Raw genomic sequence first — 17,308 nt, 5'->3', positions numbered from 1 at the left:
TCTCCCCGCGCCACCTTGGCGCGGGTGGGGTCAGCCCGACCAGCCCGTGTCCGTGCCCTCGCGCGCCCCGTCCGGCAGCCGCGGCGGCCGCCACTCCTCCGCCACCGGACCCCCGGGGTCGGGCCGCACGGCCCCCCGTACCGGATTGGCTCCCACCGGCGACACCTTCACCCGCGCCCCGGGGCGCGGGGCGTGCACGACGAGCCCGTCGCCGAGGTAGAGGGCGACATGCGTGGCCCGGGGGAAGTACACCACCAGGTCCCCGGGCCGCAGCTCCCGCAGCGGCACCCGCGGCAACCGGGCCCACTGCTCCTGGCTGGTCCGGGGAATGCCCCGGCCGCCGACCCGCCAGGCCCGCTGGGTGAGCCCGGAGCAGTCGTACGCCGACGGCCCCTCCGCGCCCCACACGTACGGCTTGCCGATCTGCTCCACGGCGTACCGCAGCGCCCGCGCGCCCCGCTCGGACGGCGCGCGCCGCGCTCCGGGCGCCCCGAGCGCGCCCGACGCGACGAACTCGCGCTGCGCCCTGGTGGCCCCGTCGTCCTCGGCCCGGCCGAGCGCGGCCAGTTGTTCCGGGGTGAGCGAGGCGAGAAGTTCCTCGACCTCCTTGAGACGGGCGCGCACCGAGTCGCGGGCCTGCTTCTGGCGTCGGGCCAGGGACTCCTGGGCGGCCAGGGCCCGCCGGGCCCGCTCGGCGAGTTCCCGGGCCCGCCGCTCGTCGGCGACGAGCCGGTTGACGGTTGCGGCGCGGTCCGCCGAGGCGCGGCGCAGCACATGGCGCTGGTCCAGGGCGCCCTGCGGGTCGCGGGCCAGCAGCAGACGGACGTACGCGGGGATCGCCACGCTGCCGTTCTGGTACTGCTGGCGGGCGAGGCGGCCCGCCGCGCTCCTGCTGGCGCCGGCCGAGGCGCGGGCGGTGTCCAGGCGCCGTTCGAGGTCGGCGGCCTCGCGGCGCCGTGCCTTCAGCTTCTCGTCGGTGGTGTTGTACGTCTCGGTGGACTCCTCGGCCTGGCGGTACAGGCGCTGAAGGTCCGTCAGGAGTTCGGCCACCGGGCGGTCGCCGGGGCCGGGGCCTGGGCCGGGGGCGGCGTGGGTGGCCGGTGGGGCGAGGGTCGCCAGGGTGGTGAGGGCGGTGAGGGCGGAGCCGGTGCAGGCCCAGCGCAGGAGTCTTCCTGACATGTCGTCACCTCCGGGCGCGGCGGGACTTCCGGCGCGCATCGCCGAGCATTCGGGGGTGGCGGGGGGTTCGCCTGCCGGGGGTGGGCGGTTGGCGGAGCGGGGTCACTCGTCTTGGGGGGTGGCGGAGTGGCGGGTTGCGTGTGCCTCGCGGTGCGCCCCAGTCCCACCCCTTCACCGAAACCAGGGGGCCAGCCCCCTGGCACCCCCGTTCATCGCGCTCCGCGCTCGTCCTCAATCGCCGGACGGGCTGAATCATCGCGCTGCGCGCTCGTCCTCAAACGCCGGACGGGCTCAATTCCCCGCACCGCGCACTCGCCCGTCAGCCTGCGGGCTGGCTGGATCTGTCGCGCTGACGCGCTCGCCCTCGAAGGCCGGGCGGGCTGGTGACGTCGCTGCGCGCTCGTTCTCAAACGCCGGGCGGGCTGGATCCCACCCACCCGCCCCGGAGGGGGCGGGTGGGTGGGACAAAGGGGTAGGCGGGCGGGGGAAAAGCCGGGCGGGGAGGTGGTGGCGGGGGCGCGGGGGTTTCAAGCCCGTCCGGCGTTTGAGGACGAGCGCGGAGCGCGATGGGGGCGGGTGGGTGGGACCGAGGGGCAGGCGGGGAGTGCCGGTGAGGGCGGCGGCACAGGGCGCCCCCGCCAGCGTCAGCGGTGGGACCAGGGCCACTTCAGGTCCCGGAACCCTCCGGAACCGGCGTCGCCGTCGGGGTCGTACTCGTACCGCCACCCCGGATGCAGCCCCACCCGGCGAACGGGGCCCGCGGCCACCCGGCGGTAGACGAGCACGGTCGGCTCCCCGCCCCCCTCGTCGGGAACCGGCACGCGGTAGACCTTCGGCGGATGCCCGGTGGCCCCGAGGAGCACCGGCAGAACGCGGCCGTCCAGCGGGCCGCCCACGAAGGGGGTGTCTTCACTCTTCACGCCCCCAGTGTCCCCCCGCACGCCTGAGCCACCACCGGCAGCACCCGCCGGGCCAGCTCGCCCACGGGCCCGTCGGCCCGCTCCAGGCGCAGGGCCCGCCGCACGGCGTCCGCGGTCTGGGCGTCGCGCCCGGCGGTCGCCGCGATCTGGGCCACGAACTGCTCGACCAGCCAGTCCCGCAGCTCACCGGCGGGCGGCCGCTTGTCCTCGTCGAGCCAGATGAGCGAGGCCGCCTCGACCGAGGTGATCCACGTCCGGACCATCATCCGCAGGCGCGGCCCCGGCGCCTCGGCCAGGTCGAGGTGGGCCAGGATGTGCCGGGCCGCGGACCGGCGCACGCCGTCGACGATGGCGGTGGTCCGCGAGGTCTCCACGACGCTGCCGCCCTGGAGCAGCGCGCTGAACCCGGCGTCGTGCTCGTCGACGAAGGCGAGGTAGCGGTCCAGGGCCCGCCCCAGGCGCCGCGTGAGCGGGCCGTCCTGCGGCTCGGCGAAGCACTGCTCCAGCTCGTCGGCCGCCGACCGCAGCGCGGCCTCGTACAACTGCTGCTTGCCGCCGGGGAAGTAGCGGTAGACGAGCGGGCGCGAGACCCCGGCGGCCTCGGCGACGTCGTCGAGGGAGACCTCCTCGGGCGCCCGGTGCGCGAACAGGGACAGGGCGGCGGCGAGCAGCTGGCTGCGCCGCTCCTCGACGGTCAGACGCCGGTACGCGCGGGTGTGCCCTACGGCTGCGGTCATGCCCGGCAGCGTAACCGCGCCGCCGTGCGTACGGACCGGCGCGGACCGGGGCGAACGGCGGGAAACCACTCGCCCGCGCCCCGCCTCCGGCCGTCCCGCCCGCGCCCCGCCTCCCGCCGGTCCGGCCGCCTACGCCAGCAGCCCCGACGACCGCCACAGCCTGCGGCCGACACCCCGCAGCACCCCGATGTCGTCCAGGAAGTCGGTGAGCCGCTTCGCCCCGGTCTGCATGACCTCCCGGCGGTGGCCGCTCGCCTTGACCTGCGCCACGGCCTCACGGCGGTCGAGGCCCACGTCGGAGTAGACCTGCGGGTTGACGAAGGCGATGGAGAAGACGCGGGCCGCCTCGCCGCTGCTGATGCGGGTCAGCTCCCGCTCCCAGCGCGGCGCGGTCACCATCTGGCGCCGCAGCTCCTCACGCGCGTACCGCACGTGGCGGGCCTCCTCCACGACGTGGATGCGGGTCACGCCGCGCACCAACGGCTGCACCCGCTCGTCGGGGAACGTCAGGCGCTGCATCCAGTCGAGGATCTCCTCGCCGAGCAGCGTGCAGGCGAACGAGCCGGGGGTGGTGGAGACGGTCTTCAGGATCCGGCCGAGGTTGTGGTTGAGGCGCGAGACGGGGTACGTCGGCGCGCCGTTCTTCTGGATCATGCGGGCGAACATCATGGAGTGGCGGCACTCGTCGGCTATCTCCGTGAGCGCGTACCGCACGTGCGCGCTGGTCACGGACTTGTCGTAGATGTGCCGTACGAGCATCTGCATCAGGATGATCTCGAACCAGATGCCCAGCGAGGCGAGCGAGGCGGCCTCGTGCCGGGCGAGGTCGAAGCGCTGCTCCTCGGACATGCGCTTCCACAGCGGGGTGTCGTAGAGCGAGACGAGCTCCGGCGGCCAGAACCACTTGCCGTCCTCGGCGGGGGCGTCCCAGTCGAGCTCCTTGTCCGGGTCGAAGGAGTGCCGCGCGGACGACTCCAGGAGGCGCACGGCCACCTGTTCGCGGTCCTTGAGCAGGCCGAGCGCGTCCCGCAGACCCGAGAGTTCGCTGTCTTCGGTCACGGTCGTCATGAGGGTCTCCTGCTCCTGTTGTGCGCTGCTGCGTGCTGTTCGAGTGCCCCGGCCAGGTCCCTGGCGAGCGCCACGGCGAGGGCTCTGGCGAGCGCCCTGGTGGGGCCCTTCGGGCGTTCTCCGGGGCATCCCCAGTGAGTTACCGGCGGTCACCTCTTATAAGACTGCGTGTCAGCAAGGTCGTCAATCCCTTGCGCACGACTTGTTGACCCGGCGTCTACCACCGTGTGAGCCTGCCCCTCAGCCACCCTTCGCGGCGGTCGCCCGGACAGACCCACCACGCCTGGGGCCGCCGACACCCGCGAGGAGCCGCCCATGTCGACGCGTGACCTGTACACCTCGGCACAGGAAAGCCCCGGCTGGCAGGTGCCCGCCACCGGCGCCGCCCGCTTCACCTGGGAGTACGACGACGGCCGCGAGCGCCTGCTGAACCTGTACCAGAAGGGCAAGGACAAGCAGTGGGACGGTGCCAGGCGCATCGACTGGGACCTGGAGGTCGACCCGTTCGACCCGCTCGGCACCCCCGACGAGGCCCTGTCGCTGTACGGCACGCGGTACTGGGACCGGATGTCGGCGCGCGAGCGCGGCGAGCTGCGCAGGCACTACGCCTCCTGGCAGTTCAGCCAGTTCCTCCACGGCGAGCAGGGCGCGATGGTCTGCGCGGCGCGGATCGTGGAGTCGGCGCCGGACCTCGACGCCAAGTTCTACTCCGCCACCCAGACCATGGACGAGGCCCGGCACGCCGAGATCTACGGCCGCTTCCTGCACGAGAAGGTCGGCCTGCTCTACCCGGTCAACGACAGCCTTAAGGCCCTCCTCGGCGACACGCTGCGGGACTCCCGCTGGGACCTGCCCTACCTCGGCATGCAGGTGCTCATCGAGGGCCTCGCCCTCGCCGCGTTCGGCCTGATCCGCGACACCACCGACAAGCCGCTGCCGAAGCAGATCCTCGCGTACGTCATGCAGGACGAGGCCCGGCACGTGGCCTTCGGACGGATGGCGCTGCGCGACCACTACCGGCAGCTCAGCGACGCCGAACTGCGCGAGCGCGAGGAGTTCGTCATCGAGGGCTGCTATCTGATGCGGGACCGGCTGCGGGGCGTGGAGGTCCTGGAGAACTTCGGCGTGCCCCGCGCGGAGGCCGAGGAGTGCAGCGAGCGCTCCGAGAACCTGCGGCTGTTCCGGAAGCTGCTGTTCAGCCGGATCGTGCCCTGCGTCAAGGACATCGGCCTGTGGGGCGAGCGCCTCCAGCGCGCCTATGTCGACATGGGGGTCCTGGAGATGGGGGACGCCAGCCTGGACGCGCTGATGGCCGAGGACGAGGAGGTCGCGGAACGCCTGGACGCGGAGCGGTTCGCCCGGGAGGAGCGGGAGCGCGTGGCGGAGGTCCACCACACGATCGCTGCGGCGGGTGACTGAATCCAGCCCGTCCGGCGTTTGAGGACGAGGCCGCCAGGCCGATCTTCGGGGGTGCCAGGGGGCGGAGCCCCATGGTTTCGGGAAGGGGTGCCCGCGCGCGGAGCGCGCTGATGGATGCGGCGGGGCGCCCCCCGCGAGGGCTAGTCGCCGAGCGCTGCCCGCATCACCGCGCGAGCCACCGGCGCCGCGCTCCCGCCCCCGCTGATGTCAGAACGCTCCGTCGCGGCCTCCTCCACCACCACCGCCACCGCCACCGCGGCATCCGCGTCGCCCGGCCGCTGCGCCCAGGAGATGAACCAGGCGTAGGGGGTGCCGGTGTTGCCGAGCCCGTGCTGGGCGGTGCCGGTCTTGCCGCCGACAGTCACGCCGGGGAGCGCGGCGTTGCGGCCGGTGCCCCGCTCGACGACGTCGGTCATCAGCTCCCGCAGCCGCATGGCCGTGCCGGGGTTCATGGCCTGGTACCGGGTGTCGGCGTGCGTCGAGGACACCGTGGTGCCGCCCGCCGTCGTGGTCCGGTCCACCAGGTGCGGCGCCCGGACGAAGCCGCCCTGGGCGACGGCCGCCGCGACCATCGCCATCTGGAGGGGCGTGGCGCGCGTGTCGTACTGGCCGATGGCGGACAGGGCGAGCTGGGCGCGGTCCATGGAGGTGTCGAAGGTGCTGGTGGCGACGGCCGACGGCACTTTCAGACCGGGGTCGTTGAAGCCGAACCTCGCCGCCGTCTCCGCGAGCGCGGCGAGCCCGGTGTCGGCGCCGAGCTTGGCGAACACGGTGTTGCAGGACCACTGGAAGGCGTACCGCAGGCTCGCGTCCGTACAGCCCTCGACCTCGTTCGACAGGCTGGTGCGGGTGCCGGGCAGGGTGTACGGGTCGGGGGAGTCGGTGGGCGCGTCGAGGTCGGTGACCTCGCCGGAGTCCAGCGCGGCGGCGGCCGTCACCACCTTGAACGTGGAGCCGGGCGGATAGGTCTGCCGCAGCGCCCGGTTGAGCATCGGCTTGTCGGGGTCGGCGTTCAGCCGGGCCCAGGCCGCCGTCACGGAGCGGCCCGTGCCCGCGAGGGACTCGGGGTCGTACGACGGCGTGGAGACGAGGGCGAGGATGCGGCCGGTGGCCGGTTCGAGCGCGGCCACGGCGCCCTTCTTGCCGCCGAGCCCGGCGTAGGCGGCGCGCTGCACGGCGGCCCTGATGGTGGTGGCGACGTCGCCGCCGGGGTTGCGGGAGCGGGTGAGGTCGTTCCACAGCGGAAGGGGCGCGAGCATCGGGTCGGTGCCGGAGAGCACGGGGTCCTCGGCGTGCTCCAGGAACGTCGTGCCGTACACCTGCGAGGCGAAGCCGGTCACCGGCGCGTACAGCGGGCCGTTCTTGTAGGTGCGTTCGTAGCGCAGTTGCTCGCCGGTGTCCTTGGAGCCGGTGACGGGGCGGCCGTCCACCAGGATGTCGCCGCGCGCCTGGCCGAAGCGGGCGATGGCCTGGCGGCGGTTGGCCGGGTTGTCGTCGTGGGCGCCCGCGTCGATGACCTGGACGCGGGTGGCGTTGACGAGCAGGGCGAGCAGCAGCAGCGCGCAGAACGCGGCGGCGTGGCGGATGTACTGGGTCACGAGGAGACCGCCTCCCGCACGCGTGGCACCGCCGTGCGCGCCGCGTCGCTGATCCGGATGAGCAGCGCCACGATGATCCAGTTGGTGACGACGGACGAGCCGCCCTGCGCGAGGAACGGCATCGCCATCCCGGTTAGCGGGATGAGCCCGGTGACGCCGCCCGCGATCACGAACACCTGGAGCGCCACGATCGAGGCGAGCCCCACGGCGAGCAGCCGCCCGAAGGGGTCCCGCAGCGCGAGCCCGGCCCGGAACCCGCGCTCCACCACCAGCGCGTACAGCAGGAAGATCGCCGTGAGCCCGGCGAGGCCCAGCTCCTCGCCCGCCGTGGCGAGGACGAAGTCGGACTTCGCGGCGAAGCCGATGAGGATGGAGTGCCCGAGCCCGAGCCCGGTGCCGAGCAGCCCGCCCGCGGCGAACGCGAACAGTGACTGCGCGAGCTGACCGGGGCCCCGGCCCGCGTCGATGGACGCGAAGGGGTGCAGCCAGTCGGCGACCCGGCTGTGTACGTGGGGTTCGAGCGAGCCGACGGCGAACGCGCCGACCGCGGCGAGCAGCAGCCCGACGGCGAGCCAGCCGGTGCGGCCCGTGGCGACGTACAGCAGGATCACGAACAGGCCGAAGAACAGCAGCGAGGTGCCGAGGTCGCGCTCCAGGACCAGGACGCCGACGCTGAGCAGCCAGATCGCCGCGATCGGCCCGAGCACCCGCCCGGTGGGCAGCTTCAGGCGGCGCCCCAGGGACCGGCCGGTGTAGGTGAGGGCCCTGCGGTGCGTGGCGAGGTAGCTGGCGTAGAACACCGCGAGCAGGACCTTCGCGAACTCGCCCGGCTGGATGGAGAATCCGCCGAACCGGATCCAGATGCGGGCGCCGTTCACCGCGGGGAAGAAGATCGGCACGATCATCAGGACGAGCGCGGTGGCGACGGACAGGTAGGCGTAGCGCTGGAGCGTGCGGTGGTCGCGCAGCAGGGCGACGACCACGATGAACAGGCCGACCCCGATCGTGGACCAGACGAGCTGGGTGGGCGCCGCCCGGTCGCCGGGCGTCTCCAGGTCGAGCCGGTAGATGAGCACCAGGCCGAGGCCGTTGAGGAGCACGGCGATCGGCAGGAGCAGCGGGTCGGCGTACGGGGCGCGCAGGCGCACCGCCAGGTGGGCGACCAGGGCGAGGACGCCGAGCCCGGCGCCGTAACCGGCGGCGCCGGGCGGGACGGAGCCGTTCCTGGCCAGGCCCACGTCGCAGTAGCCGTAGACCGAGAGCAGCACGGCGACGACGATCAGGGCGAGTTCGGTGCCGCGGCGCCGGGGGACGGGGACCTCCATGACCGGAACGTAGCAAGCGGCGGGGCTAATGTCCGGTTATGCCCCGTATGGGTTCCGGTGGGGCCCTGTGCGGTCCGGCGAGGTCCGGTGGGCTCCGGCGAGGTCCGGCGGGTTCCGGCGCGGTCCGGCGGGCGCCGGTGGCCCGGTGGCTCAGCACCAGCGCGGCGCGGGCCCGATGTTGGCGATGTAGTGCGCCGCGCCCCAGGCCCAGGTGCCGTCCGTGAGGAGGTACCAGCGGTCGTTGCCGCCCACGTGGTCGCCGCGCGTCTTGCAGAAGATGTGCACGACCTTGCCGTACGGCTCGTGGCGGATGACGCGGCTGCCCCGGGTCGGCTTGTCGCGCAGCAGCAGGCCGGACTTGGCGGTGATCCTGCCCTTGTAGGTGCGGGGGTGGTCGTTGTTGCCGTCGGCGGCGAGCGCCGGGCCCGCGCCCAGCGTGGTGGCGGCGAGCGCGCCACCGGCGACGGCTATGCCGAGGCGGACGAGGGCGGAGCGGGCGTGACGGGGCATGGGGACCTCCGGGTGAGGGGTGGCGTACGGCCGTTCCATAAGCCGCGATTCACGCTAAAAGCGACACGGCGTGCACGCAAAAGGTCACGGAGGGCGATGCGACCCGCCCGGTGTCAGCGGACGGGCCGGGCCGGGGGCCGCGTTCCAGGGCGCCCGGGGCTTCCGGTCAGCCTGTCTCGCCCCCGGAGGCGTCATCCCCCCGCGGCAGCGTCAGCGTCGCCACCGCGCCCGTGCCTTCGGCCACATTGGTGAACGTCAGCTCCGCGCCGACCACCCGCGCCTGCCCCAGCGCGATGGTCAGGCCGAGGCCGTGCCCCTTGGTCGTGCCCTCCGTGCGGAACCGCTGCGGGCCGTGCCGCACCAGGTACTCGGGGAAGCCCGGCCCGTGGTCGCGCACGGTGATCACCGGCCCGTCCACCGTCAGGGTCACCGGCGGCGCCCCGTGCTTGAGCGCGTTGGCCACCAGGTTCCCGAGCACCCGCTCCAGGCGCCGCCCGTCGGTGTCCACCACGATGTCGCGTACGACGACGACCTCCACGTCCGCGCCCGAGGCCCGCACCACCCGCTCGGCCAGCGGGGCGAGCCGCACCGCGTCCACGTCCACCCGCTCGTTGCGCGCGTCCAGCCGGGAGATCTCCAGAAGGTCCTCGGTCAGCGTGCGCAGAGCGGCGACCCGGTCCCGTACCAGCTCGGTGGGGCGGCCCGGCGGCAGCAGCTCCGCCGCCGCGTGCAGCCCGGTCAGCGGGGTGCGCAGCTCGTGCGCCACGTCCGCGGTGAACCGCTGCTCGCTCAGCAGCTTGCCCTGGAGCGACGACGCCATGGTGTCCAGGGCGCCGGAGACCGTGGCCACCTCGTCCTGGTGCCGGTGCGGGTCGCGGGTGCGCGGGTCGTTGACGCGCGCGTCCAGGTCGCCGGTGCTGATGCGCCGCGCGACCCGCGCCGTCAGGTGCAGCCGCCGCGTCACGCGCGTCACCGCGAACGAGCCGACGAGCAGCGTCGCCCCGATCGCAAGCACCGACGAGGCGACGATCGCCCGGTCGAGCCCGTCGATGGTGCGGGCGCCCTGCGCGTAGTCGACCTGTACGGCGATCGCGCGCCCGCCGTCCGCGGGCCCCGCCGCCCACACGGTCGGCCGCGCGTCGTGGTCGCCGACCATGGTGCCGCGCTCCCCGCCGACGGCCAGCTCCCGCAGGGCCTTCGGCAGGCCCGGCGGGTCGATGCCCGCTCCGGGGCCGAGGCGGCCGCCCGCCTCGTACTGCTGGGTGGCCTCCGTGAGCCGGGTGAGCGCGCGCTCCCGGGCCTGGCCCACGGTCTGGTTGGTCACGCCGACGTGCACGAGCACACCGAGCAGCGCCGCGAGCGCGCAGCACATCACGGTGATGAACAGGCCCGCCTTCCACGTCAGGGACGCGGTCCACGCGGGCAGGCGCAGCGGGAGCCGCGGCCTGCGGGGTCGGGTCATCGGCCGGTGCCTCCGCCCCCGCCGCCGTCCTCGGGGGCGTCCGGGCGCTCGCCGGAGCTGGGCCCGGGGGCCGGGCGCACCTCGGCGGGGCCCTCGGTCAGCGCGGGCGCCGGGCTGCGGACGCCCTTGGGCCGGGGCGCGTCCGACGAGCGCAGGAACTCGTCGCGGGTCGGCAGCATCGCCCGCTGGTGCCGGTCCCACGACCAGGCCGTGCGGTACTCGTAGCCGGGGATGTCGGAGACCGCGCGCAGCACCAGGTCGCGCCCGGCCAGCTCCACCCCGAGCACCGCGTCGGAGGTGCCCATGATCTGCGTCAGATGCCCCTTGTCCATGGCGTAGACCCGGATGGCCAGCTGCTCCTCGGGCATGCGGATGCCGATGACCACGTCGTCCTTCCCGTCGCCGGTGAAGTCGCGGTAGTACGCCTTGAGGACCGGGCACTCCCTGGCCTTGGCCGGGTCCTTGGCGCCGCAGTACTTCAGGGCGTCGACGGTCTCCTCGTACAGCGCCGAGGGGCCGGTGTAGTCGTCGGGGTGCGCGGCGGCCTGGGCCTTCACGATGGCCACCGGGTCCACCTCGCGCAGGTCGCCGCCGGGCACCTTCACGCCGTCGACCTGCTCGGTGTCCGCCGTGCCGTAGTCGCCGACCGGCGAGGACGCGGGCGGCAGGTCGGGCCAGAGCCGGGTGGGGCCGACCGCCGTGGGCGTCTGGCCCGCGCCGCGCAGGTCCCCCGGGTCGCCGCAGCCCACGACCAGCGAGGCCGCGCACAGCCCGAAGGCCGCGGCGGCGAGCGCGCGGCGGCTGCGGCTGCGGTTCAACGGGACTCCTGGGGCCTGGGGCGACGGGTGCTCGGGCGGGGCGGGGCCGGGACCCGGTGGGACCCGTCCACCGCGCGAGGTCGGCGTAGAGAAAGATGGTGTCGGCGCGGTGACCGTTCCTCCGTTCCCGACCGGGCCGCCACGCGTGCGCGGGGGCGGCTCGGGACGGCCGGTCGTGCCATACACCTTATGGGGTGGAAAGTCTTCCTTGTCGACCTGCCAGATCTTGTCGACCTGCCGGATCTGGGCGGGCTCGGCGGAGGGCGGTGTCGGTCGGACCGGTCGGGTGGGCCCGGTCAGCCCCGGCCAGGTTGGCCCGGTCAGGCGTCGGTGCGGCCGCGGCGCATCATGGCGAAGCCGAGGCCCCCGGCGCCCGCGGCGGCCATGCCTCCGCCCGCGATCAGGAACGCGGGGTTCCCGCCCTCCGGCACACCGTCCGCACCGGCCCGCACACTGCCTTCCGGGACAACGCCTTCCGACGCACCGCCTTCCGACAGGTCGCCCTCCCACGGGCCGCCCTCCGGGACCACCGTCGGGTGCGTGGGCGCGGAGGCGGTGGTGGACGGCGCGGGCGACGGCGCGTCGGCGAAGGCGCCCGTGGCCGCGGCGAGCAGTGCACCGCTCGCCAGCGCGCAGACGGCGGCGGTGCGGCGGAGGGCGGAGGCGCGGGGGCGGGTGCTCACGGGACGTTCCTTGCGCTCGTACGGCCGACGGGGCCGCTTTCCAGAGCGGGCCGACCGGCGGGCCGACCCGGGGGCCGATGACGTCCACGACGGTAGAGGCACCCCGTTGCGGCGATCCCGCAGGTTTGTCACAGCACGCCATAGCTGTGCGGTCAGTGCCGTTACGGGACGGGAGGGGCGGGCGGCCCGGACCCGGCCGGACCGGCGTACCGCGGGGGAGACCGCCGTCGACTTCCGCGTGCCGCCGTCAGGTTCTTGCCCGCGGCACCTCTCGGCTGCTCCCATGGTCATGGGGTGATGGGGATGAGCGGACTGCGCGTCGTACCGGCATTCAGGCACGGTCACGAGCGGCTGTACGTGTGCCGTGCGGACGGAGGGAACGTGGCCTGGTACGACCGGGACACCGCCCGCGTCAACCTGCTCAGCGCCGACCGCGAGGCCGACGTGCTGCACGTCCTCGCCCCCTTCCTCACCGGGAACGTCACGGTGGGCCCGCCGCCCGTGCCGACCCCCGCCGAGTTCGCCCGGCTCACGCTGCACCCGGACGACGACCTCGCGCCCAACCGGCCCGGCGAGGCCCTGCGCGTCTGGCTCGACCGGGAGCCGCCCCGGCCCGGCGGCTGCGCTCCGACCCCCGGCACCGCGCGCTCGCCGCGGAGACCGCCGTCGGCGACGCGCTCGACCGCTGCGAGGCGGCGGGCTGGCGCACCGTCCACTCCATCGGGCTGCCCGGCGGCGGGCGCATCCACCACCTGCTCATCGGCCCCGGCGGGATCTTCTGCGTACGCTCCGTCGCCGCCCGCAAGCAGCGGGTGCGGGTGGCCGACCCGATGGTCGCGGTGGGCAGGGCGCAGCCGGTGCCGCTGCTGCGGGAACTGCGCGGGGACGCCGGGCGGGCCTCGTTCGCGCTGACCGCCGAGGTGCGGGCCGTGCTGGTGCCGGTGGGGGCCGCGGGGGTGGAGGTGGCGGCGCCGCCGCGGGAGGTGCGGGTGCTGGCGGAGGACGAGGTCGTGGGGCTCGCGCGGGCCGGGGGCGTGCTGAAGCCCGCGGACGTGGAGGCGCTGCACGCGCTGGCACGGGACCGGCGCACCTGGTTCCACGTGTGACCACGGCGGCGGCGCGTCACCCGTCGTGTGACCACGGCGGCGGCGCGTCACCCGTCGGGCAGCGCCCGCGCCCGGGACGGCGTGAGCAGCGGTGCCAGCAGGTCGCCGTGGGCGTCGAGGCGGGCCGGGACGTCGGGGGCCAGGAAGGTCAGCAGGGCCGGGTCCCGGCGCTCCCGGCAGGACGCGACCTCCGCCCACGTCACCGGCGTGGACACGGTCGGCTCGGCCCGCGCCCGCAGCGTGTACGGCGTCGCCGTGGTCTTCGCCGCCGCGTTCTGGCTGAAGTCCACGAACACCTTCCCCGGCCGCAGGCTGCGCGTCATCCGGTGCACCACGAGGTGCGGCAGCTCCCGCTCGGCCTCGACGGCGAGCCGCCTGGCGTACGCGGTGACATCGCCGGACGGTGTGGGCGTGAGCGGCGCGAGCAGGTGCAGCCCCTTGCTCCCGGAGGTCTTCGCGCACACCTCGAAGCCGTCGGCGGCCAGCCGCTCCCGCAGCCACAGCGCCGCCTCGCACGCCTCCACGACGGTCGCGGGCGGCCCCGGGTCGAGGTCGAGCACCAGCCGGTCGGCGAGGCCCGGCGCCTCGGCCCGCCACTGCGGCGTGTGGAACTCCGTGACCAGGTTCGCCGCCCACATCAGCGAGGCCAGGTCCTGGACGAGGACCTGCCGCGCGGGCCCCTCGGACCGCGGCACCTCGGCCGTCCGCACCCAGGTGGGCGTACCGGGCAGCACGTTCTTGGTGAAGAAGCGCTGCCCGTCGGGGCCGTCCGGGAAGCGGAGGAACGACACGGGCCGGTCGCGCAGATGGGGCAGGAGCGCGTCGGCGGCGGTCGCGTAGTAGTGCAGGACCTCACCCTTGGTGAAGCCGCTCGCCGGGTACAGCACCTTGTCGAGGTTGCTGAGCGCGAGCCGCCGCCCCTCCACCTCCGTGATGGGCGTCATACGATGAGAATCCCACGAAGCGCGACAAAACGTGGCGAAAGGTGCATCGCATGCGCTCCATATGGAACGGCGCCATCTCCTTCGGCCTGGTCAGCATCCCGATCAAGCTCGTGAACGCCACGGAGAGCCACTCGGTCTCGTTCCGCCAGATCCACACGGAGGACGGCGGCCGCATCCGCTACCGCAAGGTCTGCGAGCTGGAGGACCGCGAGGTCCCGTCGGCCGAGATCGGCAAGGGGTACGAGGACGCCGACGGCTCGATCATCCCGATCACCGAGGACGACTTGGCGTCGCTGCCGATCCCGACCGCGAAGACCATCGAGATCGTGGCGTTCGTCCCCGCCGACCGCATCGACCCGCTCCAGATGGACACCGCGTACTACCTCGCGGCCAACGGCGTGCCCGCCGCCAAGCCGTACACCCTTCTGCGCGAGGCCCTCAAGCGCAGCCAGCGGGTGGCCATCGCCAAGTTCGCGCTGCGCGGCCGCGAACGGCTCGGCATGCTGCGCGTCGTCGACGACGTCATCGCGATGCACGGCCTGCTGTGGCCGGACGAGATCCGCGCCCCCGAGAGCGTCGCCCCGGACACGAGCGTCACGGTCCGCGACGCCGAGCTGGACCTGGCGGACGCCCTGATGGACACCCTCGGCGAGGTCGACCTGGACTCGCTGCACGACGACTACCGCGCGGCCGTCGAGGAGATGATCGCCGCGAAGGTCGAGGGCGGCACGACCGAGGCCCCGGCCCCCGCCGCCGAGCCCCGCGGCGGCAAGGTCATCGACCTGATGGCCGCCCTGGAGAACAGCGTCCGCGCCGCCCGCTCGGCCCGCGGCGAACCCGCGGAGCGCGCCACCGAGGCCGAGGTCACGTCCCTCCCGTCGCGCCGCACGTCCCGTACGACCCCCAAGCAGGTGGGCGGCAAGAAGTCGACGGCGAAGAAGACGACGGCGAAGAAGAAGTCGACGGCGACGAAGTCCACGGCGACGAAGTCGACGGCGACGAAGTCGACGGCCAAGAAGTCGACGGCGGCGAAGACGACGGCGAAGAAGACCACCACGAAGAAGACCGCCACGGCGAAGAAGACCACGGCCAAGCGCCGCGCGTCCTGAACCGCGGGGCACCGGAAATCCGGCGGGCGTCGCGCTCTGAACCGCGGGGCAGGAGGACATCAGCCCGTCCGGCGCTTGAGGACGAGGCCGAAGGCCGAACGACCGGGCGGCACCCAAGGCCACCGTCACCCGCAAGCACCGCAGACCGTCACCCGCAAGCGCCGCACACCGTCACCCGGCCGCGCCGCACACCGTCACCGCGAAGAGCCCCAGCTCCTCCCGGCGGCTGCGCACGTCCCCGAACCCGGCCTCCCGCGCCCAGCCCTCCGTCAGCGCCACGTTCCGGCACTTCATCACCCACAGCCGCCCCTCCCGGTTGGGCAGCACGTTCGCGATGAAGTCGAGCTGCGGGTGGTGCGTCTGGGTGGTGCAGATCAGGACGCCGCCCGGGGCGAGCAGCTCCCGCAGCCGCTTGAGGGAGGTCCGGATCGTGTCGTCCTCCAGCATCAGCTCGTACAGCCCGGACACGACGATGACGTCGGGCGCCCCGTCCGCGGGCGGCTCCGGGTCGAAGGCGTCCCCCGTCTCGTACGCGATGTTCGTCAGGCCGCGCGCCCGCGCGAGCGCCTCGCCCTGCCGAAGGCCCGCCACCGCGAGGTCCCGGCACAGCACCCGCACCCGGCCCGGCCCGTACGCGGCGGCCAGGTCCTGGAGGTAGCGGCCGGGCCCCGCGGCCACGTCAAGCACCCGCACCTCGCGGCCCGGGCGGGCGTCGACCTGCTCCCGCAGCACCCGCTGGAGCAGGGCGCGGCGGGCCCGGATGGCACGCCAGCCGACGGCGTTCAGATAGACGCGGTCGATCAGGCGGCCGACGCCGAGCGCCCCCTGCGCCCGGTTCACGTACACGTAGTCGAGCATCGTGCCGCTGTCGAAGCCGTGCCGGTAGCCGGTCCTGACGCCCTTCGAGGCCCGGCCGACCGTGCCCAACAGGCCCCGCATCACTGCCCACTTGAGGTTCCGCACTGGTGTCGTCATGCCCGCAAGGGTCGCCGCGCCGCCGCGCGCGGGGCATCCGTACGGCTACTCGGACGCCCCTGAGTACGCGGCCGGGGCGCCCGCGGCGGCGTACGGGGCCTGCTCGACCTCATGGCGGGCGGTGGCGGAATCCCCTGCTCGACCACGCGGGAACCGCGCCCGCAGCGGGCACCGGCCAATCCCGCACCAACGCGCCTGACCTGCGGCACAGTTGCTACTTTGATACGTGATCGACTCGCCAGGGCGATCAACAGGCCTACGCACCGCAGGAGGTCCCCGTGACCGATTCCGACCCCCAGCTCGACGACTCCGCGGCGATACGCGCCCGGATCGACACGAGCAAGCCGCACTCGGCGCGCTTCTGGAACTACTTCGTGGGCGGCAAGGACAACTACGAGAAGGACCGGGAGCTAGGGGACGAGATCAAGGCGATCTTCCCCGGCCTCGTGGACGTCGCCCGCACCAGCCGCCTCTTCCTCGGCCGCGCCGTCCGCCACCTCGCCGGGGAGCAGGGCATCCGCCAGTTCCTCGACATCGGTACGGGCCTGCCCACCGCCGACAACACCCACGAGGTCGCCCAGCGCGTCGCCCCCGACGCGCGCATCGTCTACGTGGACAACGACCCGCTGGTCCTGGCGCACGCCCGCGCCCTGCTGACCAGCACCCCCGAGGGCGTCACGGCGTACATCGACGCGAACCTGTACGAGCCCGAGGCGATCCTCGAAGAGGCCGCCAAGACCCTGGACCTGACCCAGCCGGTCGCCCTGATGATCCTCAACACCCTGGGCCACGTCGGCTCCTACGACCAGGCCCGCGACCTGGTCAACCGCCTCATGGCGGGCCTGCCGTCCGGCAGCTACCTGGTCATCAGCGACTCCACCTCCACCAGCGAGGGCATGATCGCCGCGTCCGACGCGTACAACCAGAGCGGCGCCATCCCGTACCACGTCCGCAGCGTCGAGGAGATCACCGGCTTCTTCGACGGCCTCACCCTCACCGACCCGGGCGTCACCCGCGTCACCGACTGGCGCCCCACCCCGACCGCGGACGCCACCCCCCAGGTGGACGCCTACGCGGGCGTCGCCCGCAAGCCGTAACCACCCCGCGCGGCGTCCGGGCCACCCCCCGGACGCTGCGCGCATACCGGTTCTGGAACACCCCCGCGGAGCTGGTAGTGTTCTACCCGTCACCGCGCACGACGCGGCGGACACGCCCCCGTAGCTCAGGGGATAGAGCAACGGCCTCCGGAGCCGTGTGCGCAGGTTCGAATCCTGCCGGGGGCACTCGCCGGATCACCTACCAGATGCGTATGTGACCAGGGCGGATGCCTCGATGAAACGGCCGAAGTCAGACTCACTGACTCCGGCCGTTTCTCATTGCCTCCCACGCGCTGCGAGTGAGGAGTGCGTGAGCCACGCACGGCTCCTCCCAACGCGTCCGACGCCGCCTCCACCC

Annotated in this window: 15 protein-coding genes, 1 tRNA gene and 1 pseudogene; 5 read left to right on the top strand and 12 right to left on the bottom strand. The window is 74.0% G+C overall.

Going from position 1 to position 17,308, the window contains the following annotated elements:
• Nucleotides 1–30 precede the first annotated feature (30 nt).
• From ACOBQU_RS12590 to ACOBQU_RS12575, 4 genes are all read right to left on the bottom strand, one after another.
• On the bottom strand, nucleotides 31–1,179 hold the full coding sequence (locus ACOBQU_RS12590) for an NlpC/P60 family protein (RefSeq protein ID WP_423626670.1): 1,149 nt from the start codon (nucleotides 1,177–1,179) through the stop codon (nucleotides 31–33).
• A 644-nt stretch (nucleotides 1,180–1,823) separates the two neighbouring features.
• On the bottom strand, nucleotides 1,824–2,099 hold the full coding sequence (locus ACOBQU_RS12585) for a hypothetical protein (RefSeq protein ID WP_423626668.1): 276 nt from the start codon (nucleotides 2,097–2,099) through the stop codon (nucleotides 1,824–1,826).
• Nucleotides 2,096–2,836: a TetR/AcrR family transcriptional regulator gene (locus tag ACOBQU_RS12580; protein WP_423626667.1), complete on the bottom strand. Its 741-nt coding sequence runs from the start codon at nucleotides 2,834–2,836 to the stop codon at nucleotides 2,096–2,098. The genes ACOBQU_RS12585 and ACOBQU_RS12580 overlap by 4 nt, the downstream gene beginning before the upstream one ends.
• A 129-nt stretch (nucleotides 2,837–2,965) precedes the next feature.
• Entirely contained in the window at nucleotides 2,966–3,904 is a 939-nt protein-coding gene (locus ACOBQU_RS12575; RefSeq protein WP_423626666.1) for an AurF N-oxygenase family protein, read from the bottom strand.
• Nucleotides 3,905–4,219: 315 nt separating this feature from the next.
• Between ACOBQU_RS12575 and ACOBQU_RS12570 the strand changes: the two genes are divergently transcribed.
• On the top strand, nucleotides 4,220–5,323 hold the full coding sequence (locus ACOBQU_RS12570) for a ferritin-like domain-containing protein (RefSeq protein ID WP_423626664.1): 1,104 nt from the start codon (nucleotides 4,220–4,222) through the stop codon (nucleotides 5,321–5,323).
• A 140-nt stretch (nucleotides 5,324–5,463) separates the two neighbouring features.
• Here the strand turns inward: ACOBQU_RS12570 and ACOBQU_RS12565 are convergent, their stop codons facing one another.
• From ACOBQU_RS12565 to ACOBQU_RS12540, 6 genes are all read right to left on the bottom strand, one after another.
• Nucleotides 5,464–6,921: a penicillin-binding transpeptidase domain-containing protein gene (locus tag ACOBQU_RS12565; RefSeq protein ID WP_423626662.1), complete on the bottom strand. Its 1,458-nt coding sequence runs from the start codon at nucleotides 6,919–6,921 to the stop codon at nucleotides 5,464–5,466.
• Nucleotides 6,918–8,246, bottom strand: coding sequence for an FtsW/RodA/SpoVE family cell cycle protein (locus ACOBQU_RS12560; RefSeq protein WP_423626660.1), 1,329 nt, complete (start codon nucleotides 8,244–8,246; stop codon nucleotides 6,918–6,920). Before ACOBQU_RS12560 ends, ACOBQU_RS12565 begins: the two co-directional genes overlap by 4 nt.
• A gap of 150 nt (nucleotides 8,247–8,396) precedes the next feature.
• The gene (locus ACOBQU_RS12555) at nucleotides 8,397–8,756 is read right to left on the bottom strand and encodes an SH3 domain-containing protein (protein WP_423626658.1); all 360 of its coding nucleotides are present in this window, start codon (nucleotides 8,754–8,756) and stop codon (nucleotides 8,397–8,399) included.
• Nucleotides 8,757–8,922: 166 nt separating this feature from the next.
• On the bottom strand, nucleotides 8,923–10,218 hold the full coding sequence (locus ACOBQU_RS12550; RefSeq protein WP_423626656.1) for an ATP-binding protein: 1,296 nt from the start codon (nucleotides 10,216–10,218) through the stop codon (nucleotides 8,923–8,925).
• Nucleotides 10,215–11,036: a hypothetical protein gene (locus tag ACOBQU_RS12545; protein WP_423626654.1), complete on the bottom strand. Its 822-nt coding sequence runs from the start codon at nucleotides 11,034–11,036 to the stop codon at nucleotides 10,215–10,217. The genes ACOBQU_RS12550 and ACOBQU_RS12545 overlap by 4 nt, the downstream gene beginning before the upstream one ends.
• A 320-nt stretch (nucleotides 11,037–11,356) precedes the next feature.
• Nucleotides 11,357–11,719: a hypothetical protein gene (locus ACOBQU_RS12540; RefSeq protein WP_423626652.1), complete on the bottom strand. Its 363-nt coding sequence runs from the start codon at nucleotides 11,717–11,719 to the stop codon at nucleotides 11,357–11,359.
• 303 nt (nucleotides 11,720–12,022) lie between these two features.
• Here ACOBQU_RS12540 and ACOBQU_RS12535 point away from each other — a divergent pair.
• Nucleotides 12,023–12,825, top strand: a pseudogene (locus tag ACOBQU_RS12535) (nuclease-related domain-containing protein).
• A gap of 47 nt (nucleotides 12,826–12,872) precedes the next feature.
• Here the strand turns inward: ACOBQU_RS12535 and ligD are convergent.
• Entirely contained in the window at nucleotides 12,873–13,769 is an 897-nt protein-coding gene (gene ligD / locus ACOBQU_RS12530) for a non-homologous end-joining DNA ligase (RefSeq protein WP_423626650.1), read from the bottom strand.
• Nucleotides 13,770–13,819: 50 nt separating this feature from the next.
• On the opposite strand from ligD, the gene ACOBQU_RS12525 reads away from it, so the two are divergent.
• Complete coding sequence (locus ACOBQU_RS12525) at nucleotides 13,820–14,878, top strand: Ku protein (protein WP_423626648.1); 1,059 nt, start codon at nucleotides 13,820–13,822, stop codon at nucleotides 14,876–14,878.
• Nucleotides 14,879–15,049: 171 nt separating this feature from the next.
• Here ACOBQU_RS12525 and ACOBQU_RS12520 read toward each other — a convergent pair whose 3' ends face one another.
• A complete protein-coding gene (locus tag ACOBQU_RS12520; protein ID WP_423626646.1) occupies nucleotides 15,050–15,853 on the bottom strand; it encodes a class I SAM-dependent methyltransferase family protein in 804 nt (267 codons plus the stop codon).
• A gap of 278 nt (nucleotides 15,854–16,131) precedes the next feature.
• Between ACOBQU_RS12520 and ACOBQU_RS12515 the strand changes: the two genes are divergently transcribed.
• A complete protein-coding gene (locus ACOBQU_RS12515; protein WP_423626644.1) occupies nucleotides 16,132–16,950 on the top strand; it encodes an SAM-dependent methyltransferase in 819 nt (272 codons plus the stop codon).
• Nucleotides 16,951–17,064: 114 nt separating this feature from the next.
• A tRNA-Arg gene (locus ACOBQU_RS12510) sits at nucleotides 17,065–17,136 on the top strand.
• The last annotated feature ends 172 nt before the right edge of the window (nucleotides 17,137–17,308 follow it).

The organism is Streptomyces sp. G45 (assembly GCF_049542095.1).
GTDB lineage: Bacteria > Actinomycetota > Actinomycetes > Streptomycetales > Streptomycetaceae > Streptomyces.
Note: the sequence above shows the minus strand (reverse complement) of the source record. Positions and strands in the feature narration are given on the sequence as shown.